Origin of the sequence: Rhodococcus yunnanensis NBRC 103083, assembly GCF_001895005.1 — a bacterium.
In the GTDB taxonomy this organism is placed as follows: domain Bacteria; phylum Actinomycetota; class Actinomycetes; order Mycobacteriales; family Mycobacteriaceae; genus Rhodococcoides; species Rhodococcoides yunnanense.
Map to the genome: position 1 here is coordinate 114,955 of NZ_BCXH01000015.1, position 23,264 is coordinate 138,218.

21 protein-coding genes are annotated in these 23,264 nt (G+C 61.8%); 15 read left to right on the top strand and 6 right to left on the bottom strand.

Annotated features, from left to right (window positions below; all coding sequences use genetic code 11):
- Positions 1 to 92: 92 nt before the first annotated feature.
- Positions 93 to 749, bottom strand: coding sequence for a TetR/AcrR family transcriptional regulator (locus RY1_RS21580; protein ID WP_218019842.1), 657 nt, complete (start codon positions 747 to 749; stop codon positions 93 to 95).
- A gap of 235 nt (positions 750 to 984) precedes the next feature.
- Between RY1_RS21580 and RY1_RS21585 the strand changes: the two genes are divergently transcribed.
- The 10 genes from RY1_RS21585 (at position 985) to RY1_RS21635 (ending at position 10,194) form a co-directional block, all read left to right on the top strand.
- Positions 985 to 1,605, top strand: coding sequence for an NADPH-dependent F420 reductase (locus RY1_RS21585; RefSeq protein ID WP_072806091.1), 621 nt, complete (start codon positions 985 to 987; stop codon positions 1,603 to 1,605).
- 130 nt (positions 1,606 to 1,735) lie between these two features.
- On the top strand, positions 1,736 to 3,061 hold the full coding sequence (locus tag RY1_RS21590; RefSeq protein WP_084727681.1) for an NAD-dependent epimerase/dehydratase family protein: 1,326 nt from the start codon (positions 1,736 to 1,738) through the stop codon (positions 3,059 to 3,061).
- Positions 3,062 to 3,094: 33 nt separating this feature from the next.
- Positions 3,095 to 3,763 (top strand): NADPH-dependent F420 reductase, encoded by a 669-nt coding sequence (locus RY1_RS21600; protein ID WP_174565446.1) that lies wholly within the window; start codon positions 3,095 to 3,097, stop codon positions 3,761 to 3,763.
- Positions 3,764 to 4,004: 241 nt separating this feature from the next.
- The gene (locus tag RY1_RS21605; protein ID WP_072806093.1) at positions 4,005 to 4,499 is read left to right on the top strand and encodes a VOC family protein; all 495 of its coding nucleotides are present in this window, start codon (positions 4,005 to 4,007) and stop codon (positions 4,497 to 4,499) included.
- Positions 4,500 to 4,603: 104 nt separating this feature from the next.
- The gene (locus tag RY1_RS21610; RefSeq protein ID WP_072806094.1) at positions 4,604 to 5,659 is read left to right on the top strand and encodes a helix-turn-helix transcriptional regulator; all 1,056 of its coding nucleotides are present in this window, start codon (positions 4,604 to 4,606) and stop codon (positions 5,657 to 5,659) included.
- A gap of 140 nt (positions 5,660 to 5,799) precedes the next feature.
- Positions 5,800 to 6,720 carry a fumarylacetoacetate hydrolase family protein gene (locus RY1_RS21615; RefSeq protein ID WP_072806095.1) on the top strand — a complete coding sequence of 307 codons (921 nt, stop codon included), beginning with the start codon at positions 5,800 to 5,802 and terminating at the stop codon, positions 6,718 to 6,720.
- A 57-nt stretch (positions 6,721 to 6,777) separates the two neighbouring features.
- A complete protein-coding gene (locus RY1_RS21620) occupies positions 6,778 to 7,770 on the top strand; it encodes an ABC transporter substrate-binding protein (protein WP_072806096.1) in 993 nt (330 codons plus the stop codon).
- A gap of 17 nt (positions 7,771 to 7,787) precedes the next feature.
- Positions 7,788 to 8,567, top strand: coding sequence for an ABC transporter permease (locus RY1_RS30885; RefSeq protein ID WP_281250002.1), 780 nt, complete (start codon positions 7,788 to 7,790; stop codon positions 8,565 to 8,567).
- A gap of 182 nt (positions 8,568 to 8,749) precedes the next feature.
- Positions 8,750 to 9,340 carry an ABC transporter permease gene (locus tag RY1_RS21630; RefSeq protein WP_218019843.1) on the top strand — a complete coding sequence of 197 codons (591 nt, stop codon included), beginning with the start codon at positions 8,750 to 8,752 and terminating at the stop codon, positions 9,338 to 9,340.
- Between the two features lie 8 nt (positions 9,341 to 9,348).
- Entirely contained in the window at positions 9,349 to 10,194 is an 846-nt protein-coding gene (locus RY1_RS21635; protein ID WP_245819846.1) for an ABC transporter ATP-binding protein, read from the top strand.
- 333 nt (positions 10,195 to 10,527) lie between these two features.
- On the opposite strand, the gene RY1_RS21640 is transcribed toward RY1_RS21635, so the two are convergent.
- Entirely contained in the window at positions 10,528 to 11,487 is a 960-nt protein-coding gene (locus RY1_RS21640; protein WP_084727686.1) for a helix-turn-helix transcriptional regulator, read from the bottom strand.
- Positions 11,488 to 11,651: 164 nt separating this feature from the next.
- On the opposite strand from RY1_RS21640, the gene RY1_RS21645 reads away from it, so the two are divergent.
- The 5 genes from RY1_RS21645 (at position 11,652) to RY1_RS21665 (ending at position 15,713) form a co-directional block, all read left to right on the top strand.
- Positions 11,652 to 12,506 (top strand): SDR family NAD(P)-dependent oxidoreductase, encoded by an 855-nt coding sequence (locus tag RY1_RS21645; protein ID WP_072806100.1) that lies wholly within the window; start codon positions 11,652 to 11,654, stop codon positions 12,504 to 12,506.
- A 58-nt stretch (positions 12,507 to 12,564) separates the two neighbouring features.
- Positions 12,565 to 12,966 (top strand): hypothetical protein, encoded by a 402-nt coding sequence (locus RY1_RS21650; protein WP_072806101.1) that lies wholly within the window; start codon positions 12,565 to 12,567, stop codon positions 12,964 to 12,966.
- 30 nt (positions 12,967 to 12,996) lie between these two features.
- Complete coding sequence (locus RY1_RS21655; protein ID WP_072806102.1) at positions 12,997 to 13,713, top strand: helix-turn-helix transcriptional regulator; 717 nt, start codon at positions 12,997 to 12,999, stop codon at positions 13,711 to 13,713.
- 309 nt (positions 13,714 to 14,022) lie between these two features.
- Positions 14,023 to 14,454 carry an RrF2 family transcriptional regulator gene (locus tag RY1_RS21660; RefSeq protein WP_072806103.1) on the top strand — a complete coding sequence of 144 codons (432 nt, stop codon included), beginning with the start codon at positions 14,023 to 14,025 and terminating at the stop codon, positions 14,452 to 14,454.
- 29 nt (positions 14,455 to 14,483) lie between these two features.
- Complete coding sequence (locus RY1_RS21665) at positions 14,484 to 15,713, top strand: globin domain-containing protein (RefSeq protein ID WP_072806104.1); 1,230 nt, start codon at positions 14,484 to 14,486, stop codon at positions 15,711 to 15,713.
- 505 nt (positions 15,714 to 16,218) lie between these two features.
- On the opposite strand, the gene RY1_RS21670 is transcribed toward RY1_RS21665, so the two are convergent.
- From RY1_RS21670 to RY1_RS21685, 4 genes are all read right to left on the bottom strand, one after another.
- On the bottom strand, positions 16,219 to 17,688 hold the full coding sequence (locus tag RY1_RS21670; protein ID WP_072806105.1) for a mannitol dehydrogenase family protein: 1,470 nt from the start codon (positions 17,686 to 17,688) through the stop codon (positions 16,219 to 16,221).
- Positions 17,689 to 18,085: 397 nt separating this feature from the next.
- A complete protein-coding gene (manD, locus tag RY1_RS21675) occupies positions 18,086 to 19,297 on the bottom strand; it encodes a D-mannonate dehydratase ManD (protein WP_072806106.1) in 1,212 nt (403 codons plus the stop codon).
- Positions 19,294 to 20,367, bottom strand: coding sequence for a zinc-binding dehydrogenase (locus tag RY1_RS21680; RefSeq protein WP_245819847.1), 1,074 nt, complete (start codon positions 20,365 to 20,367; stop codon positions 19,294 to 19,296). Before RY1_RS21680 ends, manD begins: the two co-directional genes overlap by 4 nt.
- A complete protein-coding gene (locus tag RY1_RS21685; protein WP_072806107.1) occupies positions 20,364 to 23,168 on the bottom strand; it encodes an alpha-L-rhamnosidase in 2,805 nt (934 codons plus the stop codon). The genes RY1_RS21680 and RY1_RS21685 overlap by 4 nt, the downstream gene beginning before the upstream one ends.
- Positions 23,169 to 23,264: the final 96 nt, after the last annotated feature.

Here is a 23,264-nt window from a genome sequence, read left to right on the forward strand (position 1 = left end):
GTTTCTGGGAACGTCCCAGGAGTCCACCGGCGGGGTAAGTCTCGGCAAATCGTATTGATTGGGCGGGCTTTGCCTTCCAGCAGACATTCCCCCTATTTCGCTGTACTGAGATGGACCATCGCGTGGTACAGCTGGTCGGACGTCATCGGCGGCTCGGGGAGTGGATGTGCCCGCTCGGCCCGATAAGCGTCGAGCATCAGATGAAGATAACGTCGCCAGGCCTGAGGGGCCGTAGCACCGGTGGCTTCGATGATCCGGCCGAGAGACCAGATGAGGTTGATGATATCGGCCAGGGCGATATCGGCCCGGACCTCGCCCGATTCTTGTGTGCGGGCCAGAACGTCCTCGATCTGTTGGCACATCTGGTCGTGGACGCGCTCGGTCCGCGCGTTGTCTGTGAAGCGACGGGAGAGGAAGTCGTTGAAACCTCGGTCACCTACCTGCATCGCGAACATGTTTTCGAGGTAGAAGACAAAACCTTCCCACGGATCAGCTATCTTCAGGGCCTTCTCGGCACCTTCGAGGAATTCCTGGAGCCGTGGCGTGAATGCGGCCATGAGCAGGTCCAGGCGCGTCGGGAAGTGCCGATACAGCGTACCGATGGACACCTCCGCTCCGCGCGCGATCCCCTCCAGGGACGCATCCGCACCGTGCGCGGCGAACTCGCGCTGCGCCGCCGCAATGAGCTTGTCGTGGCTCGCCCGGGCGTCGCGGCGCATAGGCCGCCGCGCCTGTTCGATGTCGCTCACGCCCACCCGAACGACTCTATCAACGATGGCAGGAGTATCTCGTTCGGTTTCCTCGACCGACGGCATCTGCCGTGACCCTTTTCGATCGCATCCGCTTCGCCGGGACAGGCCGACCAATCGGAATCTCGAAGCCCTCGGAATAGAATGAGGCACCCCTCCGGTTACTGTGGGAGTATCCGAATCCGGAGGGGTGCCTCATGTTGGCCCCTTCGCCCAGCAATCCAGGAGAACTTCCATGACGACTATCAGCATTATTGGTTCGGGCAACATGGCCACCGCCATCGGCACCAGGGCAATACGGCACGGCCACACCGTCGAAATCCTGAGCCGCGACAGCGCCAAGGCTCAGGCACTCGCCGAGCGGATCGGCGACGGAGCCACCGTCGGCACGTATGGCCATGCGCCGGCCGGTGACATCGTCATCGTGGCTGTTCCCTACTCCAATGTGGTTGCAGCGGTGAAGAACTACGGCGAGCCCTTGGCGGGCAGAATTCTGGTCGACATTTCCAACACTTTCAATGCCGACGCCAGTTCACTGGCGACCGCCCCGGGGAGCTCGGCGACCAAGGAAATCGCCGCTGTCGCCCCCGAGGGCACACAGGTCGTGAAGGCGCTGAACACGATCTTCGGGCACGTCCTGACCCGCGGCACATCCCTGGACGCATTCCTTGCAGGCGACAATGCAGATGCCAAGGAACGGGTCGCTGAATTTCTCACCAGCATGAACCTGCGCCCCCGAGACACGGGTGGCCTACGCATGGCCTCGGTACTCGAATCGGCAGGCCTCCTGCTGATGGGGCTCGCGCAGAACGGTGCCGGATTCGACCTCGCCTTGGGCGCCGCCGACGTCCTCTAGCGAAACTTCGCTCTTGCAGTCAGGGCATCGGGACATACAGCACTGCCACTCTCGCGCCATATCCCGCCAGCGGTTTACGGCACACGAGAAGGGCGTCACCTTTTCGTCACACCCTCGAAGGGACAGTCACATGCGCGTTTTCATCACCGGCGGGACCGGCCATTCCGGTTCGCACATCATCCCCGAGCTCATCGCGGCCGGACATCAGGTCACCGGCCTGGCCCGTTCGGACACCTCCGCGTCCGCGTTAGCTGCGCTCGGCGCCAGAGTGCGCCGCGGAAGCCTCGAGGACCTCGACGGCCTGAAAGAAGCAGCCGCAGACTCCGACGGAGTCATCCACGTCGCGCACCGTCAAGACTTGCTCCCGTCCGGCGGGATGGACGCCGTAGCTTCCGCGGAACTTCCGATCATGCTCGCCTACGGCGAAGCACTCGCAGGATCGGGAAAACCTCTGGTCGCGGCAGGAAGTATCGGTTCGACCGGGAACTTGGGACGACCCGGCACCGAAACAGATCCCGCGCTTCCCGTCGGCGTCGAGGACAGTGGCACCCTGCGTGCGCGGAACATCGTGGAATCGACCGTCATCAGCCTCGCTGAGCAGGGTGTGCGGTCATCGATCGTGCGGATTGCCAATATCGCTCACGATACGACCGATAGCGCCGGCTTCCTCCCTATGCTGATCGCGCTGGCGAAGGAGAGGGGTTTCGCCGGCTACCCCGGAGACGGCACGAACGTGTGGAACGCCGTGCACGTACGAGATTTGGCGTCCGTGTTCCGACTGGCGCTGGAAAAGGGCCCGGCCGGAAGCTACTGGCACGCAGTCGAAGACGGCGGCGTCTCGTTCCGTGAGATCGCCGAATCGATCGGCAGTCGCCTGGGCGTGCCTGCTGTGAGCATTCCCTTGGACGAACTGATGCTGCCGGGATATTTCGGGTTTCTCTCGAACGTCGTCACCCAGAGTTTCCCGACGTCCAACAACGTCACCCGAAGTACCCTCGGATGGCAGCCCACTGAGCCGAGCCTGCTCGCCGACCTGGACAACGGTCATTACTTTCCCGTTGTCACCACAGCCGACCGCGACGATGTGGCGACCCTGGCGCGATTTGTGAACGCCAGCAACAAGTCCGAAGCTATGGCAATGGTCGACGAGGGGGCGGTGTGGCACGAGGCGGCGTCGTTACCCTGGGGTGGAGAATGGACAGGGCCTGAAGGGTTTACGCGTCTGACTCGCGAAATCGACAAGGTGGTCGAGCTGACCGTGCGGGAGCACGAGATCGTCCAGGCCGGCGCGGCAGTGGAATTGCGACTCGACGCTGAGTTCACCTCACGCAAGAGCGGGCGCCGGCTCCCGATGAAGGTCGTGGAGCACTACCGGGTACGCGACGGCAGGATCTACGGAGCCGATGCCTATTACAAAGACACCCAGGCCGTAAACGACCTCGTAGAACACGGCTGATATCACAGCCGTCGACCGACGGAAGGGAATTACATGACAACAGTGGGATTCATCGGGAGCGGCAACATCGGCGGTACCGTCGCGCGGCTCGCGGTCAATGCTGGGCATCGAGTTGTGCTCAGCAACTCGCGCGGTCCCGACCCCCTCGCTGACCTCGTTGCGGAACTAGGGCCGCGATCGTCTGCGTCGACCAGCGTGGAGGCTGCGGTGGCCGGCGACATCGTCATCGTTTCGGTTCCGCTGCAAGCGTTCCCGGACCTGCCCGCCGCGCATCTTGCCGGGAAGACGGTCATCGACACATGCAACTACAGCCCTGAGCGAGACGGACACATCACCGAACTCGACGACAACACGCTCACCTCCAGTCAGTTGCTGGCGCGGCACCTTCCGGGCGCCGCCGTCGTAAAAGCGTTCAACAACATCTTCTGGAAGCACTTGCTGTCACTTGCCCGTCGTCCGGGGGCTGCCGACCACACGTACCTGCCGATCGCCGCGGATTCCACGGCGGCGATCGCCGCTACGACCGAATTCATCGAGTCCGTCGGGTACAGCGTCGTGGCCGCTGGGTCGCTGGCCGACAGCTGGCGTCAGGCAACGGGAACGCCGGTGTGGGGGACCCCGTACGGACCCTACTCGAACACGATGGGCATATCGGCCGACGAGGAGGTCATCCGCGCGGCGCTGGGCAGTGCAACGCGCTGAACAGGCGGTTATCGGTGCAGCGTGGTCGAGGTGGCGGCCCAGCGCCGGTCGTAGGTCAGCGAGATGAGCATGTCGGTGCCCTCGAGAGCTTTGCCATGATGGCTGGGACATCCATACCGAAAACTACTCGAGCGTAGATGCCCAGGGAATACCCACATCGGTGGGTGGCGCGATGCGCGCGTGTGCCTGGTCCGATAACCCGTATCTCGCGTATACAGAATCGGACGAAAGGTAATCTTCGATGACGCAGCCTTTGCTCGACGGTGTGCACCACCTCAAAGTGCCCGCATCCAACCTGTCTCGCAGTCTCGACTGGTACGAAAAGCTTTTCGGCGTTGCGAGGTTGGCGGAGTTCGACCACATCGGCAGATCGGGCAGAGTTTACGCACATATTCTCGATGTTCCCGGGGTCGGCCTGTTCGAGGTGCGCGAAGCACCGATCACGGCTGGAAACATGTCGGGGTTCGATCCTGTCACCTATGCCGTGAAGGATCGGCGCGATCTAGCAGCCTGGGCCGAGCATCTCGATAACCTCGGGATCGAGAACTCGGGCGAAATCAGAGGCGGAATCGGTTGGCTCCTCGTGTTTTGTGACCCCGACGGTATGGCCATCAGGATTTACACACGCCAGCAACATGAACTCGATATCGCTGGCGCCGACACTGATTCGCACTGGTTGAGACTGGCGCCGGATTCCTCCATCGTCGACAGCGACGTCCCGCCGGCAGATGGCTGAGTCTCTCCCCGTGTCCAAACCTGTACCCGAGGTGTAGCTGACCGGATACTCTCCGATGGAGCCGCGGTTGCCGTCGGAGTGGCCGCTCGTACAGAGGTCGTCGCATGGAGCAAGGTCTGATCGAAGTAGTCCGCGACCTGGTGGGCAAGGGCACACGTAGCACCGCCGGCGCCTATGCGCGTGCTGTGGTGGCGTGCGGTCCTGCCGATCACGTGACCATAGCGTCGATCGATAGTTCTTCCGGCAACTGCGCTGTTCTGGGCGCATCCGATCAAAGTCTGATCACGGTCGGTACCTCGGTATCAGCCGACACTTCGACGCGATTGAGTAACGCGTTGGCCAAGCGTATCTGGAGTTCGGCGGACTTCAGCCGAGAAGCCGACTACACATTGATCGTCGATCAGATGGCCCGAGCGGCAGGCCTGAAATCAGGATTCAGCATGCCGCTGGTGGTGGATGACAAAGCTGTGGCCGTCATCTGTGCCTCGTCGGTCCGCGAGAACGTGGACTGGAGCGGATTGGTCGAAGCGATCAACCACGCTGATCTGCTGTTGAAAGCAGGTCTGAGCCTGACCAGCGTCGGCAGCCGTCCGTTGCGATTTCTTGTAATACACCAAGAGTCCCTCATCGGCCACGGGCTCGCTCGGTTGATCGAGCTGGGCTTGGGCGCGGAGGTGGTGCTGGCAGACGGCCACACCGATCCTCGTCTACCTGCGCTCGCCAGGTCGGTGGACTTGATCGTCGCAGACAGCGGCTTCGTCGACTCGCAGTCCGAAGCAGGCGGGCATCCATTCCGGCCACGAGTTGGTGCTACCCCGACGATTGTGGTGACCGAGCCGAATACGGATGTGGACAGTGTCTCGTACGACCGAGTCGTCTCCCGTAGAGCGGCGCACACCGAACTGGTTCCGGCGATTGCCTTGGCGCTGTCCGGGCTGCGGAGATCTCGAGAACCTGACGTGGACGCGATCGCGTTGACCAGTAGGGAGTTGCAGCTTCTGAGCGAGTTGGACACCGGGGCTTCGTTTCAAAAGATTGCCGTCAACATGGGCATAGCCACAATGACCGCACGGAGCTACTCACGCGGGCTGTTCGCCAAACTCGATGTGCATTCTCGCGGCGAAGCTGTGTTCGAAGGCCGCCGCCGCGGATATCTCTGAGTACCAGGCCCACTGCTCGCAGCACCCACATCAGTGGGTACAGGACTGCGATGTCTGTGGCTGGTGTCGCCTCCATTTCCCCGACATGCTCTATGAGCTAGGTCATAGAGCATGGCCGCGTCGAGATGAGGAGTGACGGAATGAAATTGGTGAGTTTCGGTTCGGTAGGAATCGAACGCCCCGGCGTGTTGCAAGGCGGGCAAATACTCGACGTCTGCGCAGCCTTGGCTCGTCGTGGTCATTTTGGAATTCACACAATGATTGACCTCATCTCTCTTCCACATTGGCAAGAGATTCTGAAGGTTTTGATCGACGAATGCCTTCCCCGCGATTGGGTCGATGCCTCGGGCGTGCGGCTTGGCGCGCCTGTACCGCGCCCCGGAAAAGTTATTGTGATCGGAGCCAACACATACTCGCATGTCGCGGAAGCCGCCCTGGTCAGTAACAACGAACCGCCGCTCGAGGTAATGGCTCTGGCCAAAGCCGGCACTGCAGTGGTCGGACCGAACGATGACGTCGTGCGACCGGACGGGGCGCGCACGTTGGACTACGAGGTTGAACTTGGAGTCATCATCGGACAAGCCGTCCGCAACATACCGGAATCTCGGGCGCTGGAGGCGGTCGCCGGCTACACCAGCGTGAACGAGATGTCGGATCGAGACATGCAGACTTCGTCGCACGAGACCAATTCCTTCTATCGCACCCACTTTCTGGGTAAGAGTTACGACGGTTTCTGCCCGGCAGGACCTGCCTTGGTCACGTTGGACGAAATGGGTGAGCCCGGTGACACGCGGCTTCGCACATGGGTGAATGACGAACTCCGACAGGACGATACGCTGCTGGATTTGGTCTTCCCGGTCGAACGCATAGTCTCGTATCTGTCCAAGGTCATGACCCTGTTACCTGGGGACCTGATCTGCACGGGCAGTCCTGCAGGCGTCGGCGCGTTCCGGGAGCCGTTGGGATATCTCGAACCGGGAGACACCGTGCGAACCGACATCACAGGCATCGGCGGAACCGCGAATCTCATCACCACACTGGAAACGCTCGAACCGGTGTGACACCGCGTTTCGCAACGTCCGCACGATCATTGACAGAAGATTCCCGGAAAGGGCGTCATGGCCCAGAACAACTTTCTCTCAGCACCCCTCGTCGCGGCGACAGCTCTGATGCTACTCGCAGCGTGCGCATCGTCCGACGGCTCCGTGGACGAAAGCGGAGTCCACAGCATCAAGATCGGAAGCACCCCTTCGCTCTCCGCCGCCTCGCTGAACCTGGCCGCCGAGCCCGATGGGCCCCTTGCCGGCCACGGTATTTCGATAGAGCAGCAGACGGTTCAGGGTGGACCGCAGGCCCTGCCGCTTCTCTTGAACGGGCAGTTGCAAATCACAGTGGGCGACCCCGCCAGCATAATCCTGGCAGCATCCAAGAAGACTCCCTTGGTCATTGTCGGCCAGGCGGTCGTCGTATCTCCTGACGCCTCGAAGGACACGTCGGCGATCGTTGCGCGTGACACCACCGCAATTACCTCCCCCTCCGACCTGAATGGAAAGACTGTAGCGGTGGTGGCGCTCAACAGTCTGAATACCCTCGTCGTCAGAAACCTGGTAGACAAAGATGGGGGAGATTCAAGTTCGGTGAAGTTTGTCGAACTGCCATTCGGTCAGATCGCCGAGTCCATTTCCGCAGGGAGGGTCGATGCGGCGCTGTTGATCGAACCGTTCAAGTCCGAAGCTGTAGCTGCAGGCCTGAAAATCGTTTCTCCCGCTGCGTCGGCGTCAGTTCCCGGTGTGCCTCAAGCCGCCTACATCACCACAAAGTCATTTGCAGAAAAGAATCCACAGTTGATCGCAGACTTTGCTTCCTCGATCGCTGCTGCAAACGAGGAGTTGGAAGCAGACAAGTCGACAGTGAAGAGCATTGCACTCGAGACGACCCAGCTTTCGGCGGAGCAACTCGACGCAATGACGTTGCCGACCTTTGTTCCGGCTTCGATCCAGCTAGGCCCACTCGAAGACCTTGCGGGGTTGATGCAGCAGTACGAGATGCTGGGAGCACCGTTCGACGTCCGGTCGATTGTAGATCCGGCTGCGCTAGCCGATGGCCGGTGACAAGGGTGAAAGCATCTGTGCGCCATGAAGGGGCGAGGCAGCTCTATCGCATCGGTGCCGTCGCAGTAGCGGTCGTCGGCTGGCAGTTCGCGTGCGAAATCGGACTAGTACCCGGTAGCGCGATAGCTTCGCCAATCGGGCTTTCGGAGTCGGTCTTCGAGATCGTTCGGACCACGCAGTTCTGGTCGAACAGCGTAAGCACACTTCGAAGTTGGATCCTCGGTTTTGCGATCGCGGCGGGACTGGCCATACCTACTGGACTCGTCATAGGCTCCAGTCACGTCGGGTATCGGATGACTCGAGTGATGATCGATATACTCAGGTCGCTTCCCCCCGTGGCTATTATCCCTCTGGTGCTCCTGTTGTACGGTGCTACGGAGAAGATGGCAGTCGTCATTATCGTTCTGGGCTCGGTGTGGCCCATCCTCCTGCAAAGCATCGATGGCGCAAGACAAGTCGATCCCACAGTGCGCGAGATGGCTCTGTCCTATCGTGTGCCTCGGCCTTTGAAGAATTTCGTCGTAGTCCTACCCAGCGCAGCGCCATTCATAGCTACAGGTCTGCGAATCGCAGGGACGATGTCACTATTGTTGGCAATTGGTGCGGAGCTTATCGGCGGTGCGCCAGGTCTGGGCTCTGCGATAGTTCAGTTTCAGCTGGTGGGGGATGTGGACGGGGTGTTCGCAATAGTTGTGGTAACAGCAGTTCTCGGCATTGTCCTCAATCAATTCATGTTGAACTTGGAGCGTAAGGTCCTGCGTTGGCATCCCTCGCATCGAATCGTGGTCTCGGCATGAAGGCGTCCGCCAGGTCGCGTGCCTTGATTCTGGAGTTCACTGTGCCGGTCGCGTGTTTCGCTTTGTGGTGGATACTCAGTAGCAACAGTGAATCTCTCTATTTTCCGCCTTTGTCTGAGATACTTCGAACATTTCGAGATCTATGGTTGCTCGACGGCTTCAGCTCTGACTTTCTACCCAGCATGCAGAATCTCATCCTCGGCCTCACTGCTGCGGGTTTTCTTGGGATCGCTGTGGGTTGCATTCTGGGACTTACGCCAGTTCTCTGTCATGCGCTGACGCCCATAGTCGAATTCATGCGTGCTGTACCCGCTGTGACGGTGCTCCCGATAGCATTGCTGCTGCTCGGCCTATCGCCGGAAGCGCGGATCTCGGTGGTCGTATACGGCTCTATCTGGCCCATTCTCCTCAATACGATCGACGGAGTCAGGTCAGTGGATCCGGTTGTCCTCGACGTCGCTCAATCTTATCGCGTGCCGCGATGGCGCAGGCTGATCCTGATTGTCCTGCCCGCTGCTTCCCCTCAAATCATGGCAGGGTTGCGAACCGCTCTTTCGCTCGGAATTACGTTGATTGTTCTGAGCGAGCTGTTTGGTTCGACCAATGGTATCGGCTATTCGATTCTACAAGCGCAGCGCGACTACGAACCCACCGGCGTATGGGCGGGAATCCTGTTGCTCGGGATCGTCGGTTACGGAGCGAACATGGCGTTGCGCGTCGTCGAGTCGATTCTGCTGGGGTGGCACAGGCAAATGATTGCGGGTCAACGATGAAGTCGTGCATGGTCACCAACGAAACAGGAGTTCATATGCAGTCTGCGGCCATCAAATTGAATGCCGGTCCTACCAACGATGTTGTGCTATCGGTGCGCGGGGTGTCGAAGACCTACGGCTCGGGGCGCGACGGTCGACTGGTCCTCGACGGTGTAAACGTAGAAGTCGAACGAGGGGAGTTCGTCTGCATTGTTGGCCCCTCGGGCGCCGGCAAGACAACTCTGATCAGATGTATGGCCGGATTGATGCGCCCCAGTGCGGGAACAGTTCAACTCGACGAGGCTCTAGTGGAGAGCCCACCCGAGGGTCTTGCCGTCGTATTCCAGGATTACAGTCGCTCCCTCCTACCGTGGATGTCGATTGCAGGAAACGTCAGGCTGCCTTTGCGTGGCAAAGGGATCCCCAAGAAGGAACAGACAGCGCGAGTCTCGGAAGCACTGGAAGCAGTCAATCTTGGGCACACTGCCGAGCAATATCCCTGGCAGCTCTCCGGAGGGATGCAACAGCGTGTGGCCATTGCCAGGGCTCTCGCGTCCAACCCCGAGGCCCTATTGATGGACGAGCCGTTCGCCTCGGTGGATGCTCAGACCCGTTCGGAACTCGAAGACTTGATTTTGGGAGTACGTGCACAGTATGGCGTGACCGTTGTACTGGTAACGCACGACATCGACGAGGCCGTCTACCTGTCAGACCGTATCGTGGTGCTCAGCGGTTCGCCGACCCATGTAAAAGAGGTGATCGCGGTTGAGCTTGGGACCACACGTAGCCAAATGGAAACCAAAGCGACGCCGACTTTCGCTCGACTCCGAACACACGTACTCGGATTGATCACGAAACAACAGACACCGGTGTGACGACCCGACGAGTCTCGGTGCGTGAAACGGTGGCAGGTACCCGACAGTCGGGCCGCCTCGGTATGGCGCCACGGTCTGAGTAATCTCGTGTCGCTTCCCAGGTTGATGGGACCAACTGATTGCCAGAGGGTACGGACCGCCGTGGCGCGTTGTCGAGGATGCGTGTTGTCGGTTTCGGCGTCGACTGTTCCGGGTCGGGTCCGTTAAAAGTAGGACGGTCCTTCGATGATGAGGGTGTGTGCGTTTGAGATCGCGAATTCGCCGGGAGCCATGACTTGGCGATTGTCGACGCGAGTTGGTCCCGCGGCGGCTGAAGCTTCCGTTTACAACCGGTCATATTTCTTCGGGTGGTTCGGGTCGCTGTGGTGTGCGGTCGTTCGACATGCTCGTCTGGCCTTGGGCTGTCGTCGGAACAGGCGATCTACGCTCGGAGTGACGGGCCGCGGTCGAAGGCCTGTCGAGCGACCAGCTCGCGAGAGTGTTCATCGCTTGGCGTGATGTGGTGCCGGCTTCCGTCGAGTAGACGAAGAGAGTCTGGTTCGGATCGCCAGGGAGCGTGAGGGTTTCGTACTCGACGGTGAGGTCACCGACGATCGGGTGCCGTAGTTTCTTCGACCCGAATGTGCGTTGGTAGACGCGGTGATCGACCCACCATGTGCGAAACTCTGAGCTTGCCGCGAGGAGCTCGTCTATGAGGTCGGCGCATCCCTTGTCGTCGGGGTTGTTGCCGGCATCGAATCGTAAGCTCTCGACCGCGGACCGGGCTTGAACGTTCCAGTCCACGAACAGATGTCGTGGCTCGTCGGCAAGAAACATCCACCGTGCGTAGTTTCGACTGTGTGGCGGCAACGAGTCGAAGTCGGCGAACAGTGCATGCGCCATTGTGTTGCTTGCAAGGATGTCCGATTTCCGGCCGAGGATCATGGCCGGCTGGCCATCGAGACTGTCCAAGAACTGCCGAAGTCCCGCCCGTACTCGTTGCACCGGGTTGGCGCGGCGACGAGGTGCGGAGGGTGCTCCGAGCAGGTGTTCGATGTGTGTTCTTCCCGTCTCGTCGAGGTCGAGGGCCCGTGCGATCGCGTCGAGAACCCCTGCCGACGGCACAATCCGTCGACCCTGTTCCAGCCTGGTGTAGTAATCGGTCGATACACCGGCCAGCAGTGCGACTTCTTCGCGTCTGAGGCCCGGTACGCGTCGAATCCGGTCGTCGCTCGGAAGCCCGGCTCGTGATGGGTCGCTGGCAGCGCGGGCGCGACGGAGGAAGTCGGCTAGTTCACGGTTTGGATGCACCACGTATCGATTGTTCCATCGTGGATCGGTACGTGCCTGGACTTCCCAGTCCTAGTCACGTCGGACCGAGGATGCACCGGATGGGTTATCGACGAGTTTTCTGGTCGTTTCGGATCCAGACTCGAATTGTCGAGAAAACGTCTCGACATCGATCGAGGAGAAGTGCCGTGTCCTACCCGACAAACACACCCGCTACCTGGTACGTCACGGGAACATCCCGTGGACTTGGCCTGGAACTCGTCAAGAAACTTCTCGCACGCGGCGAGAACGTCACCGCCACCACGCGCTCGCCGGGACGACTTGCCGAGGCCCTCGGCGACGTCGATACTCAGCGCCTGCTTGCCCTGAATGTCGACCTGAACGACCAGGACTCGGTGTCCGACAGCGTTGCCAGGACGGTGGATCGGTTCGGGCGACTCGATGTTGTTGTCAACAACGCAGGGTATGGCCTGATCGGCTCCGTCGAAGACACGAGCGAGGCTGAGTCCCGGGCAATGTTCGATGTCAACGTTTTCGGGGTGTGGAACGTGCTGCGTGCAACGCTGCCAATTCTTCGCTCGCAGGGTAGTGGACACATCATGAATGTGTCGTCGGTGTTCGGTCTTGTCGCGGGGCCAGGATGGGGGCTGTACAACGCCACCAAGTTCGCGCTCGAAGGCCTCAGTGATGCCCTCGCGCAGGAGGTGGCAAGTTTGGGAATCAAGGTCTCGCTGATCGAACCAGGATATTTCCGGACGGACTTCCTGAACACCGACTCGCTTGCTACACCGAGTGCGCTGAACGACGCCTATGCGCCGATCAAGGAGACACTGGAAACGCATCTCGCGCTACATGGTGGTCAGCTCGGTGACCCCGCCAAAGGCGCAGACGCAATCGTCGAGATTGCAGTGGCCGGCGATGGCCCGTTGCATCAACTCCTCGGTTCCGACTCGTATGCCTACGCAACCGCAAAGCTGGAAAGTCTGCGCAACGATTTCGAGGCCGGCCGTGACTTGGCATACAGCACGGACCACGCGGAGTAGTAGATCGGGATGGGAACTCCGACATACAGCTGTCGCGGAGTGGGGCGATGGTTGTCTCATGACTGATGAAAAACTCACCATCGCCCACACATTCTCTGCGCGACAAGCCCTGGACACGTGGCTGGCAATGTGGAATTCCGACGGCAGTCTTTCATGCCGAATCTGCGCTGACGACTTCCGCATCCACTTTGCCGTCACCGAACCCGACGGATCGACCCCTGCCGACGGCATCCGTACTGCCGAAGACTTCTCGAAGTACCTCGACTGGTGGCACGACCGGAATCCAGGCGTCGTTTTCACCAAGATCGATGACGCGATCGATGGCATTCACGGCCGACTGCTGTGGGATGTGGAGGTGGGCGGGCAGCGGGCGGGCGGCGTCGACGTGTTCGATTTCGACGACGACGGCCGGGTGAGTCGGGTCTGGTCGGTCGGCGGGCAGCGAAGCATGCGCTCCTGACATGTCGGTCCTGCCTGAGAAGATGATTCCATGAAGCGAGCCGAGCGGCAGTACGCCTTGGTGGACGTGCTCCGCGGAGCGCACCGCCCGTGGTCCGCTGCTCGGCTCGCACGGGAGTTCGGAGTGTCCTCCCGCACTATCGAGCGCGACATTGCCTCACTGCAAGTCTCCGGGGTCCCCATCTACGCGGATCATGGCGCTGCTGGTGGATATTCGGTACTCGGTGAGTACTCGCTACCGCCGTTGAACCTTTCCGAAGTCGAGTCGTTGGCAGTGCTCGCGGGGCTTGCTCTCCTCGAATCTTCTCCCTACCGAGGCGCAGCTGTCCGAGCACATGCCAAGGTCGCTGCGGTAATGCAGGATGCGCATCGCGCGCGCGTTCAGGAACTCCTCGGCGCGATGCACGTCATCGACGCCGTTCCTCCGGAAAGCGATGCGGTGTCTCTGGACATCCTGTCCACAGCGATCGCAGCGCGACGCGTGCTGAGGCTTGGCTACGTGGGTGATGTCTCGGATGCAGGCCCGGATAGGTCGTCGATCACCGTCCGCGACGTCGAGCCACAGGGGCTCCTGCGTGCGGCCGACACGTGGCTGCTGACGGGGTGGTGCCGGCTCCGTGACGCGGTACGAGGGTTTCGTATCGAACGAATCAGACGACTCGAGATCCTCGACGAGACCCCACCCCGACGCGACCCGGCATTGCTGGAGGCGGATCTGGCTCAATGGTCAGCGCGACGCTTGGCCTGAACTGGGGCCCGCGCTTGCGCCGAATCGGCGCGAGTTCCTCACCGAATGTCCACCACCCCAGGGATTTTGCCCGACGTGAGTGTTGAAAACCGAATTCTGTAGGACCGCCGGCGTCGAACAGCGACCGAAGCCTTGGCTCAGTCGGTGCCGCGGTCGGATAGGCCCCGACGGACCTATGCGGCCAGCCAGCGACTCGTACTTGCGTCTACAGACGCATAAGTGCTGGTCGAAAAGCCGCACGAAACGTGGTGTTTGAACGCACCGTCATTAATTCGCATACCGCATACGGATTAAACTACCGTCGGGTCCATGCAACTGACTCGTTTCAGCGATCTGGCCCTGCGGGCGATGATGTTGCTGGCCTCTGCCGGTCCCGACCGGAGGGTCACGACCGGTTCCATCGCAGTCCACGTGAACGCGTCGGAACATCATGTGGCCAAAGCGGTAACGCGATTGGTCGGACTCCAGTGCGTGCGCGCGGTGCGCGGACGCAGCGGTGGTCTTTTCCTTACCGAACACGGACGATCGATGCGAGTGGGCACGTTGATCCGGCAGCTCGAGAACGATCGGGAAGTCGTCGACTGCATCGGTGACCGACCGTGTCCACTCATCGCCGCATGCAGGCTGCGCCGCGCCCTCGACGACGCGAAAGAAGCGTTCTACTCCGAACTCGATCGACACACGATCGACGACCTGGCTACATCGCCGCTTCTGCAACTGACCATCACGTCACCCAAGTAGTCGCCCGAGCTCCAACGAAGGGAACACCCATGTCCATAGCCAGTCCCACCACGGTCCATGCCGAGCTGGAAACCGAGCATGCCGACGTGATCCGCTCGACTCTGCCATTGGTCGGCGCCAACATCGATACCATCACGCGCACCTTCTACTCCGGTCTGTTCGAAGCCCACCCCGAGCTCCTGCGCAATCTGTTCAATCGTGGCAATCAAGCCCAGGGTGCGCAGCAACGCGCGCTCGCGGCGTCGATCGCAACGTTCGCCTCTCATCTCGTCGACCCGGATTTACCGCATCCGGCCGACATGCTCTCGCGGATCGGGCACAAGCATGCGTCGCTCGGGATCACGGCCGAGCAGTACGACATCGTGCACGAGCACCTGTTCGCCGCCATCGTCGAGGTACTCGGGGCCGAGACCGTCACTGCGGAGGTCGCTGCTGCCTGGGATCGCGTCTATTGGATGATGGCCGACGTTCTCATCGATCTGGAGCGTCGACTGTCCGCAGCCGCCGGAGTCACGTCGGGGCAGGTATTTCACCGGGCTACGGTGACGCGGCGCGTCGACGATCCCTCGGGCACAGTCGTTTTGAGTGTTGTCGCCGACTGGCGCTTGACCGATCCGCGTCAGCCGGCTCGATATGTCTCGGTGGGAGCGATCATGCCCGACGGCGCCCGGCAGATTCGCCAGTACAGCCTCGTGACAGTCGTCGACGACAACGAACTGACTTTCGCGGTCAAGCCGGTCGCGGCGTCGGGTGGATGCCCGGCCGGCGAGGTGTCGACGTGGGTCGCAGCCCACGTGCGCCCCGGTGACATCCTCGATGTCAGCCTCCCGTTCGGTGACCTGCCGACCTCAGACATCGGCACCGGGCCGGTGGTATTGATCTCGGCCGGCATCGGCATCACCCCGATGAACGGGATCCTCGAGCACCTCCATCGATGGGCGTCGGACTGCGCAGTGACGGTCCTGCATGCGGACAGCTCGCCGGCCACTCACCCACTCCGCGAACGACAGCAGCAACTCGTCGACGCGTTGCCGAACGCCGTACTCGAACTCTGGTACGACCAACCGGGCGAGGTCGTGACGGCGCATCGCGGGCGGATGGACGTTTCCGATGCCGCGATCCCCGCGGACGCCGCGATCTACGTATGCGGCAGCAGCGGTTTCGTCCAAGCCGTTCGTGCACAACTGACCGAGCGCGCAGTCGATCCATCCCGTGTGCACTGCGAACTCTTCGCACCCGACGAGTGGGTGCTCGGCTGATGTAGGCAAGTGCACCGATCCCGTCGAATGGCCAGTGCAGTGCGATAGGCGCGATCAGTGGCCTGCTGTGGTTGCGCAACCAGGCGAGTCGCCGAGCATCCCCAGGTATCCGAAGTCGACGAGGCGTTCGAACTCCGGGTCACCGTCGGCGACACGGGCGGTTGGTTTTGTGTCCGAAACCGCACCCTGCAATTCTTACAGGCAAGCAGGACCTCGATTTTGGTGATGGTGATCGGCTTCTGTTCACCATCACCTCCGCCGTGCTGATCTGCTCTTCATGGGGCACGAGCTGCTCCCATGCCGCGCGTGACCGTGTGGCCGGCCAAGGCGAACAGTGTCGACCACCGCCGCGATCAAGTCATCGTCGACGGTCACAGCGCTGTCGGTTTTCTACAACCCAGCCGATCGCGCTGCCTCGACGTACTGGCGGACCGTTTCACAATCCACCCGGCATGCTCGACGACCGTGCGTGTCCCAAGCTCCTGCCAGACGACGGGCGCGGTTGTCAATTGCGCAGTTCTGCGCGCACTGCTTCGAGTCCGTACCGGTCCAGTGCGACGGAGTAGTCCACGACCAGAGCAACGAAAGCTGTGTCTTGGGCGAGATCCGTGCCGACGATGGTCGGATCGGACATCAGTCGACCAACGGCCTCAGCTAGGCTCGCGCCTGAGGCGACGCTGCGCAACTCGTCTGCACGGTGGTCCGCCAGCTCGACTGGTTTGCCGTGTTCGTCGATGGGTTTGATCACGTGGAGAGCCCACCCGGCGACACCGAGAATCGCCCATCGAGCAACTGTTCCTCGAGCGGCGCAGGCAGATATGGTGCTGAGCAGTCTGGGCCCGATCTTCTGCGAGCCATCTGCAGCGACCTGGGTGGTGGTGTGAGGCAGAGCCCTGTTCGAGAATCGTGTCAGTACCGCTTGCCCATATGCGACTACGTCGGTTCCGGCTGGTGTGGATATCGCAGGAGCCACGTCTTCAGTGAACAATCGGTTACATACCGCGGCGAGTTCTGGATCGCGGACTGCATCGGCGATCGATCGATATCCGAAACGCAATCCCAGGTACGCCAGGGTCGAGTGCGCTGCGTTGAGCATCCGAAGCTTCAGCTGTTCCCAAGGTGCGGCATCGTCGACGATCAGCGCTCCCACCGCAGACCATGCGGGCGTTGGTCCGGCGAAGCGGTCTTCGATGACCCATTGGCTGAATGGCTCGCAGATCACGGGTGCGTTGTCGCGCCTGCCGAGAACTACTGCCAGCTCGTCGATATCGTGATGTGTGGTCGCTGGCACGATGCGGTCGACAACACTCGACGGAAAGGACACCATCCCTGGAGCATCGAGTGCATCGAGGGCTGCGGTCAGATTCGCCGCGTCAGCGAACTGTCGTACGAGACCCTTCAGCAGCGCGCCGTTGTGGGGTAAATTGTCGCAGGACAGAACTGTCAGTGGATGAGCACCGTCGATGGCGCGACGCGCGATTGCGTGAGCCAGTACGGCAGGGATGGTACGAGGTGGTCGGCCGATCAGATCGGCGTGGACCTCGGGGTCGTCGTATCGGAGCGTGCGGGTGACGGGGTCGTGCCGGTAGCCCTTCTCGGTGACGGTCATCGTCACCACGTGCACCTCGGGATCACAGATCCGGTTCACAAGTGCGACAGGGTCGGCCGAACCGTCGTGTACTTCTTTCAACACTCCGACGGTTCGAGGTGGTGCAGCGCCGATGCCGCGTTCGATGACTGTGTAGAGACCGTCCTGCTGTGCCAAACGTGCGGCGGCTGTTCCGCTGCGTTGGGTAAAGGCCGCGATCCCCCATTCCGGCGCTCCGGTGTGCCGCATGGCATCTTCGGTGTACACCGCCTGGTGTGCGCGGTGGAATGCGCCGAGTCCGAGATGTACTTGTCCCACGAGTAGGTGTCGGGGGTCCGGGGCGGGGGGCGAAGTGGTGCCGTGATTGCGGGAGTTCAGGTTGTTCATGTCGACACCTCGGTATTTGCGGCGTGTGCGTCCCGGGGGAGCGCGGCGATGCCACCGTTCCTACTGGCGGCAAGGAAAGAAGCGCCCGGACTTGATTGAGCGGCGGCGCACAATATTTCACGGGGGTCAAGACGGGAGGATTCACTTCCGAGAAGTGTGAAACATTGCCGCGTCCGGAGATTCGGTGCGAAGCGGGTGTCGTCGACTGCCCTCGCACGCGCTGGCCTTGACAGCCGAGTGATGCCGCATGCATCCACCACTCTTGTGGTCGCGAGCAATGAAGTCGGTCGTTCCCTGGATGTCAAGGGTGAAACGCCAGAACCTGTTCGGGCAGAACAGATTTGCTGCTTCTCGATCCGTGGCTCACCGAGAAGGTCGAACTTCCCATCGGTGTCGGTCACCAGTCGTGGACCGTTCCATCGGTCCGCCGGTTGACCGGCAGACTCTTCGGGTTGTACGGGTATCGAGCGGCCGCCTCCTCGTCGACATCGATGCCGAGCCCGGGTGCATCACCGGGATGCATCAGTCCGTCGCTGAAGGTCCAGTTGGTCCGGAAAACCTCATTGGCAGGCTCGAGGTGTCCCATGAATTCCTGCATTCCGAAGTTGGGGATCGCCATGTCCACATGCAATGCCGCAGCGAAGGAGACCGGTGACAGATCACCGGCGCCATGCGATCCGGAACGCACGCCGTACAGTTCGGCGAGGGAGAAGATCTTGCGCAAATGTGTGATGCCGCCTGCGTGGGAGACCGAAGTACGTATGTAGTCGATGAGCCGCCCGGTGATGAGATGCTGGCAGTCCCAGATCGAGTTGAAGATTTCGCCGACCGCCAACGGGGTGGTGGTGTGTTGGCGAATGAGCCGAAAGGCGTCCTGATCTTCTGCGGGAGTGGCGTCTTCCATCCAAAACAGACGATGTTCTTCGAGGTCCTTGCCCAGGCACCCTGCTTCGATAGGACTGAGTCGGTGATGGACGTCGTGTAGCAAATGGACGTCGAAGCCGAACTTCTCGCGCACCGCACCGAGCATTTTCGGGGCGAAGCGCAGATACGGACCGGTCTCCCAGCTTTCCTGGGGCGGGAGGTGACCCGCGGCCGGTTCGTAGAGCCCCGCCCCGCCCTTGTTGACCCCGTAAACGGTGCCCATGCCGGGAACGGCGCACTGGGCCCGGACCGCACGGTATCCGCGGGCGAGGTAGCTGTCGAAGTCGTCGAGCATCGCGTCGATGCTGTTTCCTGAGGCATGGCCGTAGATCATGACACCGTCGCGGGCAGCACCGCCGAGCAGCTGGTAGACGGGCAAGCCTGCTGCCTTGCCTTTGATGTCCCACAGTGCGACGTCGACGGCTGCGATCGCAGTCATGGTGACCGGTCCGCGGCGCCAGTACGCGCCCTTGTACAGGTACTGCCAAATGTCTTCGATGCGGTGTGGATCGCGGCCGATGAGCTGCGGGCAGATGTGGTCGCTGAGGTAGGAGGCGACGGCGAGCTCACGTCCGTTGAGCGTGGCGTCGCCCCATCCGATCAGCCCCTCGTCGGTGGTGATCTTCAACGTGACGTAATTGCGGCCTGGCGCGGTCACGATGACCGTGGCGTCGGTTATCTTCATGCGTACTCCTCTAACGGCGAAACGTCGATGACGACTTTGAGTTGGGACCGATCCGACGACGCTGTCTCGAGTGCATCGGTTGCGTGGTCGAGTGAAAAGCGCGAGGTAACGAGGGGCGACAAATCGACGCGCTTGTCGGCGGCCCAGGCGATAGCAGTGGTGAACGCACCAGGTCCGTAGCGGAAGCATCCGCGAACGTCGAGTTCGCAGCTTTGGACGTACTCGACGGGGAAGCCCGGATCGACGGCACCGCAGACACCGACGAGGACCAGTACTCCGCCGGGGCGGAGTGCGCGTGTGGCGGTGCGGATGGCCGATTCCGAGCCTGAACATTCGAGTGCGGCGTCAGCGCCGACAGTGCTGACCTCGCTGCTGTCGGCGGAGAGGGTTGTGGCGCCGAGTGCGCGGGCGGCGGCGAGGCGCGACGGTGACACGTCCGTGACCAGGACCTCGGCGGCACCTGCAGCGTGGGCTGCTTGGACGACAAGCAGCCCGATCGGTCCTGCGCCGGTGACGAGGACTGTTTTGCCGGTCAGCGAACCAGCTCGTTCGACCGCCCAGCATGCGACGGCAAGCGGTTCGATGAGGGTGGCTTCCCGGTTTCGGATCTGTGGTGGGAGAGGGTGGGCGAACATAGAAGGAATCACGGCAGTGCTCCGCAGCAGCCCATGGGTGGGCGGTGAACCGAGGCAGGTTCCGTGTGGACAGATGTTGTACCGGCCTGCGAAACAGGTCTGGCAGTTCAGGCATGGGGTCGCCGGCTCGACGGCGACACGTTGTCCTAGACGGCTTTCGGGGACACCCGTTCCGACTTCGATGATCGTTCCGAAGCCCTCGTGTCCGAGTACCGTCGGAGTCGAGACGGTTTTGCCGCCGTTGCGGCCGTCGGTGAAGTAGTGGACATCGGACCCGCAGAGCCCCACCGAGCTCACGCTGATGCGAACCTGCCCGTTGCCGACGGTGTCGCGGGCGATCTGCTCCGCCCGCACGTCGCGGGGACCGTACAGCACCGAAGCGTGATCGGCGGACAGGTCCAAGTGAGTAGTCGAAGTACAAGCGGGGACTGTCACGGGGACTCCGTCCGAGTGTGATGGTCGAGGAGCTCGGTCAGGTGCTGGTAGCTCTGCTCGTGTTCCTCGCGGAACCCGCGGGTGAGGGCAGCGGGGAGTGTGGCCGGTGGAAGGTCGAAGAATGGACCAAGGCGGGTAGCCGCCTGCACGGGGTCGGTGACCATTCCCGCGCTGATGGCGGCGGCGGTGACAGCGTTCCACAGGGACTCGTCGTCAAGGACGTCGCGGACGGTGCGAATGCTGCGAGGTGGTGTGACCGGGTCGGTGACCTCCCACCGGTGCCGTCCGGAGCCGACCCGGATCGGGTGCACATGCCCGGGAAGGTAGACGACAGCGTCAGTGCCGGAGGGTATTTCGCTGATGATGGTCAATAGCCCGTCTTGTCGTATCCAGGACACGGCGGCAGTTCCGTACGGGGTCTCGTGCCGAGCGGAAGCTTGGGTCAGACCGCGGCCGGGGACCGGCCGGATCTCGATTGTCCGGTAGCCAGGGGCAGCGGGAGCGAGTCCTGCGATCGAGCGGTGTAGGAAGTCTGCGACGGCGCCGAGGGCGTAGTGGTTGAACGATGTCATCTGGCCGGGATTGATGGTCCCGTCGGGAAGCATGCTGTCCCAGCGTTCCCAGATGGTGGTCGCTCCCATGGTCAGGGGGTACAGCCATGATGGGCATCCGCGTTCGAGCAACATTCGGTACGCGACCTCCGGATGGCCTGCCAGCACAAGAGCCTCGGTGATCAGTGGAGTTCCGACGAACCCTGTCTCGATCCGAAACGATGCTGCGCGAACGAGGTCTGCGAGCCTGCGTCCGGCGTGTTCGCGCTGCACAGGGTCGGTCAGTAGATCCCACGTCAGTGCCAGTGCGTACGCGGTGGGAGCGTCGCTGACCATCCGCCCCGACGCGGTGACGTACTCACGTGCGAACGCTTCCCGAGTGGCCTCGGCCAGCGCGGCGTACCGGTCGGCGTCGGCGGGCCGGTCGATGACAGCAGCGGAGCGGGCGAGGAGAGCCGCCGAACGGGCGAGATGGGCGGTGGCAATCATTTCGGCGTCGGTCTTGGCGATCCAGGGGGAGTGGGACGGAGCTGTCGGATCCAGCCAGTCACCGAACTGAAACCCGCCGGTCCACAGGTGATTTGGGCCGGCGAGGTCGGCGACGCGGTCGACCCAAGCACACATACTCTCGAACTGACGGGCGAGGATCGCAGTGTCACCGTAGCGCTGGTACAGCGTCCAAGGCACTATGACCGCGGCGTCACCCCATGCGGCAGTAGCGTCGTACTCGAAGCGCACGTTCGGTACGACCCAGGGCACGGTGCCATCGGGCAGTTGGTCGGCTGCCAGGTCGGCGAGCCAAGAGGTCAGGAATCCGGCGCTGTCAGCCAGGAATGCTGCAGTGGGGGCGAAGACCTGGATATCACCGGTCCACCCGAGTCGCTCGTCGCGCTGTGGACAGTCGGTGGGGACGTCGAGGAAGTTGCCGCGCATGCTCCTGCGAATGTTCTCGTGAAGAGCGGTGACCTCGGGCTCCGAGCAGGAAAACCATCCGGTCTCGCGCAGATCGGAACTCAACACGACGGCCTTGATGTCGGTTGGATCGAGGTCACCGACTCCGCCGATCTGGGCATACCGGAACCCGTGGAATGTCAAGGCTGGCTCACATACCTCTGCCGCCTTGCCAGAGAGTATGTATTCATCGGTATTGCGGGCCGTCCGCAGCGGACGAACCCCCAATTCGCCGTGTTCGAGGACTTCGGCATGCCGGATCACGACACGGCTTCCGGCCCGGCCGTTTCGAACGACGAGCCGCACCCATCCGACGACGTTGATTCCGAAGTCGACGAGCAGCTGACCGGATGGCGAACGGCTGACGGCGCGGGCCGGCACGGTGGCGATCGCTCTGATGGGTGGACCGTCGCCGGTGACAAGCCGAGCGAAATCCTCCTCGACGACCTCCACCGACTCCTCTGTCGCTGCTGCCTCATCGAACCGAAGGTCGGTAGTTTGACCGTCGTAGAGATCGTCGGTCAATACTCCGGATGGTCGTGCCGTCCATGTCGGATCGGTGCCGAAGACCGTCTTCGTCCCGTCGGCGTGGGTGACTTCGAGTTGGGCGAGAGCAGCAAGCCGGGTGCCGTAGTGGGCTCGGGTATGCCAGAGCCGGCCGCGGAACCATCCGTTGCCGAGCAGGATGTCTATCTTGTTGTCCCCAGGTCGGACCAGGTTGGTGACGTCGTGGGTGCGGAAACGTAGCCGGGCGGCATAGGACGTCCATCCCGGGTCGAGATGGCTGTCACCGATTGGGACTCCGTTGATACTGGTCAGAGCCAGACCATGGGCAGTGACGTGAAGACGCGCTGAGATGATGTTTCCCGGCAATTCGACGTGGCCTTGCACGATCGGGGCAGCGTCTCCGATCTGACCGATCGTCTTCGGTGAGATGAAGCGAGCAGTCCAATCGCTGTGATCGAGTAGGGAGGTCTCGAGTGCTGCCGCCGTACTCCATTCGGACCAAAGCCCGTCGAGTTCTACTCGCACCCGTACCGTTCCGCGGAACCGAGAGGTCAGTGGCGGGAACGGCCAGGGAACAAGTATTTGCTCGTCGTTCCCGAGCAGAGCTGTGGACGTCACACCTGCCGTGGTGTCGACGAGCTCGATTTCGGCTGCCGTAACTGCCGTCGGCGCGGACGCAGGTAGTTGCCAACTCAACCTGGGCCTGGCGGTTCCGATGCCGAAGCCGGCTTCGTAGTGTTCGAACCGCAGTGCGGTCGGTGGGGGCGGTGTGACCGCGACGGTAGAGGGCATCCTGAGCCTCCTGGGAGGGCTGTGAACGGCGGACAATTGCTTACATACAAGAACATGAATGTATGATCTGTCAACAAGAGTCCTATCGATTACGCT

Coding starts and splice junctions, on each gene's coding strand:
- RY1_RS21585 (WP_072806091.1), top strand. CDS start 985: ATGACGACTATCAGCATTATTGGTTCGGGCAACATGGCCACCGCCATC.
- RY1_RS21590 (WP_084727681.1), top strand. CDS start 1,736: ATGCGCGTTTTCATCACCGGCGGGACCGGCCATTCCGGTTCGCACATC.
- RY1_RS21600 (WP_174565446.1), top strand. CDS start 3,095: ATGACAACAGTGGGATTCATCGGGAGCGGCAACATCGGCGGTACCGTC.
- RY1_RS21605 (WP_072806093.1), top strand. CDS start 4,005: ATGACGCAGCCTTTGCTCGACGGTGTGCACCACCTCAAAGTGCCCGCA.
- RY1_RS21610 (WP_072806094.1), top strand. CDS start 4,604: ATGGAGCAAGGTCTGATCGAAGTAGTCCGCGACCTGGTGGGCAAGGGC.
- RY1_RS21615 (WP_072806095.1), top strand. CDS start 5,800: ATGAAATTGGTGAGTTTCGGTTCGGTAGGAATCGAACGCCCCGGCGTG.
- RY1_RS21620 (WP_072806096.1), top strand. CDS start 6,778: ATGGCCCAGAACAACTTTCTCTCAGCACCCCTCGTCGCGGCGACAGCT.
- RY1_RS21630 (WP_218019843.1), top strand. CDS start 8,750: ATGCAGAATCTCATCCTCGGCCTCACTGCTGCGGGTTTTCTTGGGATC.
- RY1_RS21635 (WP_245819846.1), top strand. CDS start 9,349: ATGGTCACCAACGAAACAGGAGTTCATATGCAGTCTGCGGCCATCAAA.
- RY1_RS21650 (WP_072806101.1), top strand. CDS start 12,565: ATGACTGATGAAAAACTCACCATCGCCCACACATTCTCTGCGCGACAA.
- RY1_RS21655 (WP_072806102.1), top strand. CDS start 12,997: ATGAAGCGAGCCGAGCGGCAGTACGCCTTGGTGGACGTGCTCCGCGGA.
- RY1_RS21660 (WP_072806103.1), top strand. CDS start 14,023: ATGCAACTGACTCGTTTCAGCGATCTGGCCCTGCGGGCGATGATGTTG.
- RY1_RS21665 (WP_072806104.1), top strand. CDS start 14,484: ATGTCCATAGCCAGTCCCACCACGGTCCATGCCGAGCTGGAAACCGAG.
- RY1_RS21670 (WP_072806105.1), bottom strand. CDS start 17,688: ATGAACAACCTGAACTCCCGCAATCACGGCACCACTTCGCCCCCCGCC.
- manD (WP_072806106.1), bottom strand. CDS start 19,297: ATGAAGATAACCGACGCCACGGTCATCGTGACCGCGCCAGGCCGCAAT.
- RY1_RS21685 (WP_072806107.1), bottom strand. CDS start 23,168: ATGCCCTCTACCGTCGCGGTCACACCGCCCCCACCGACCGCACTGCGG.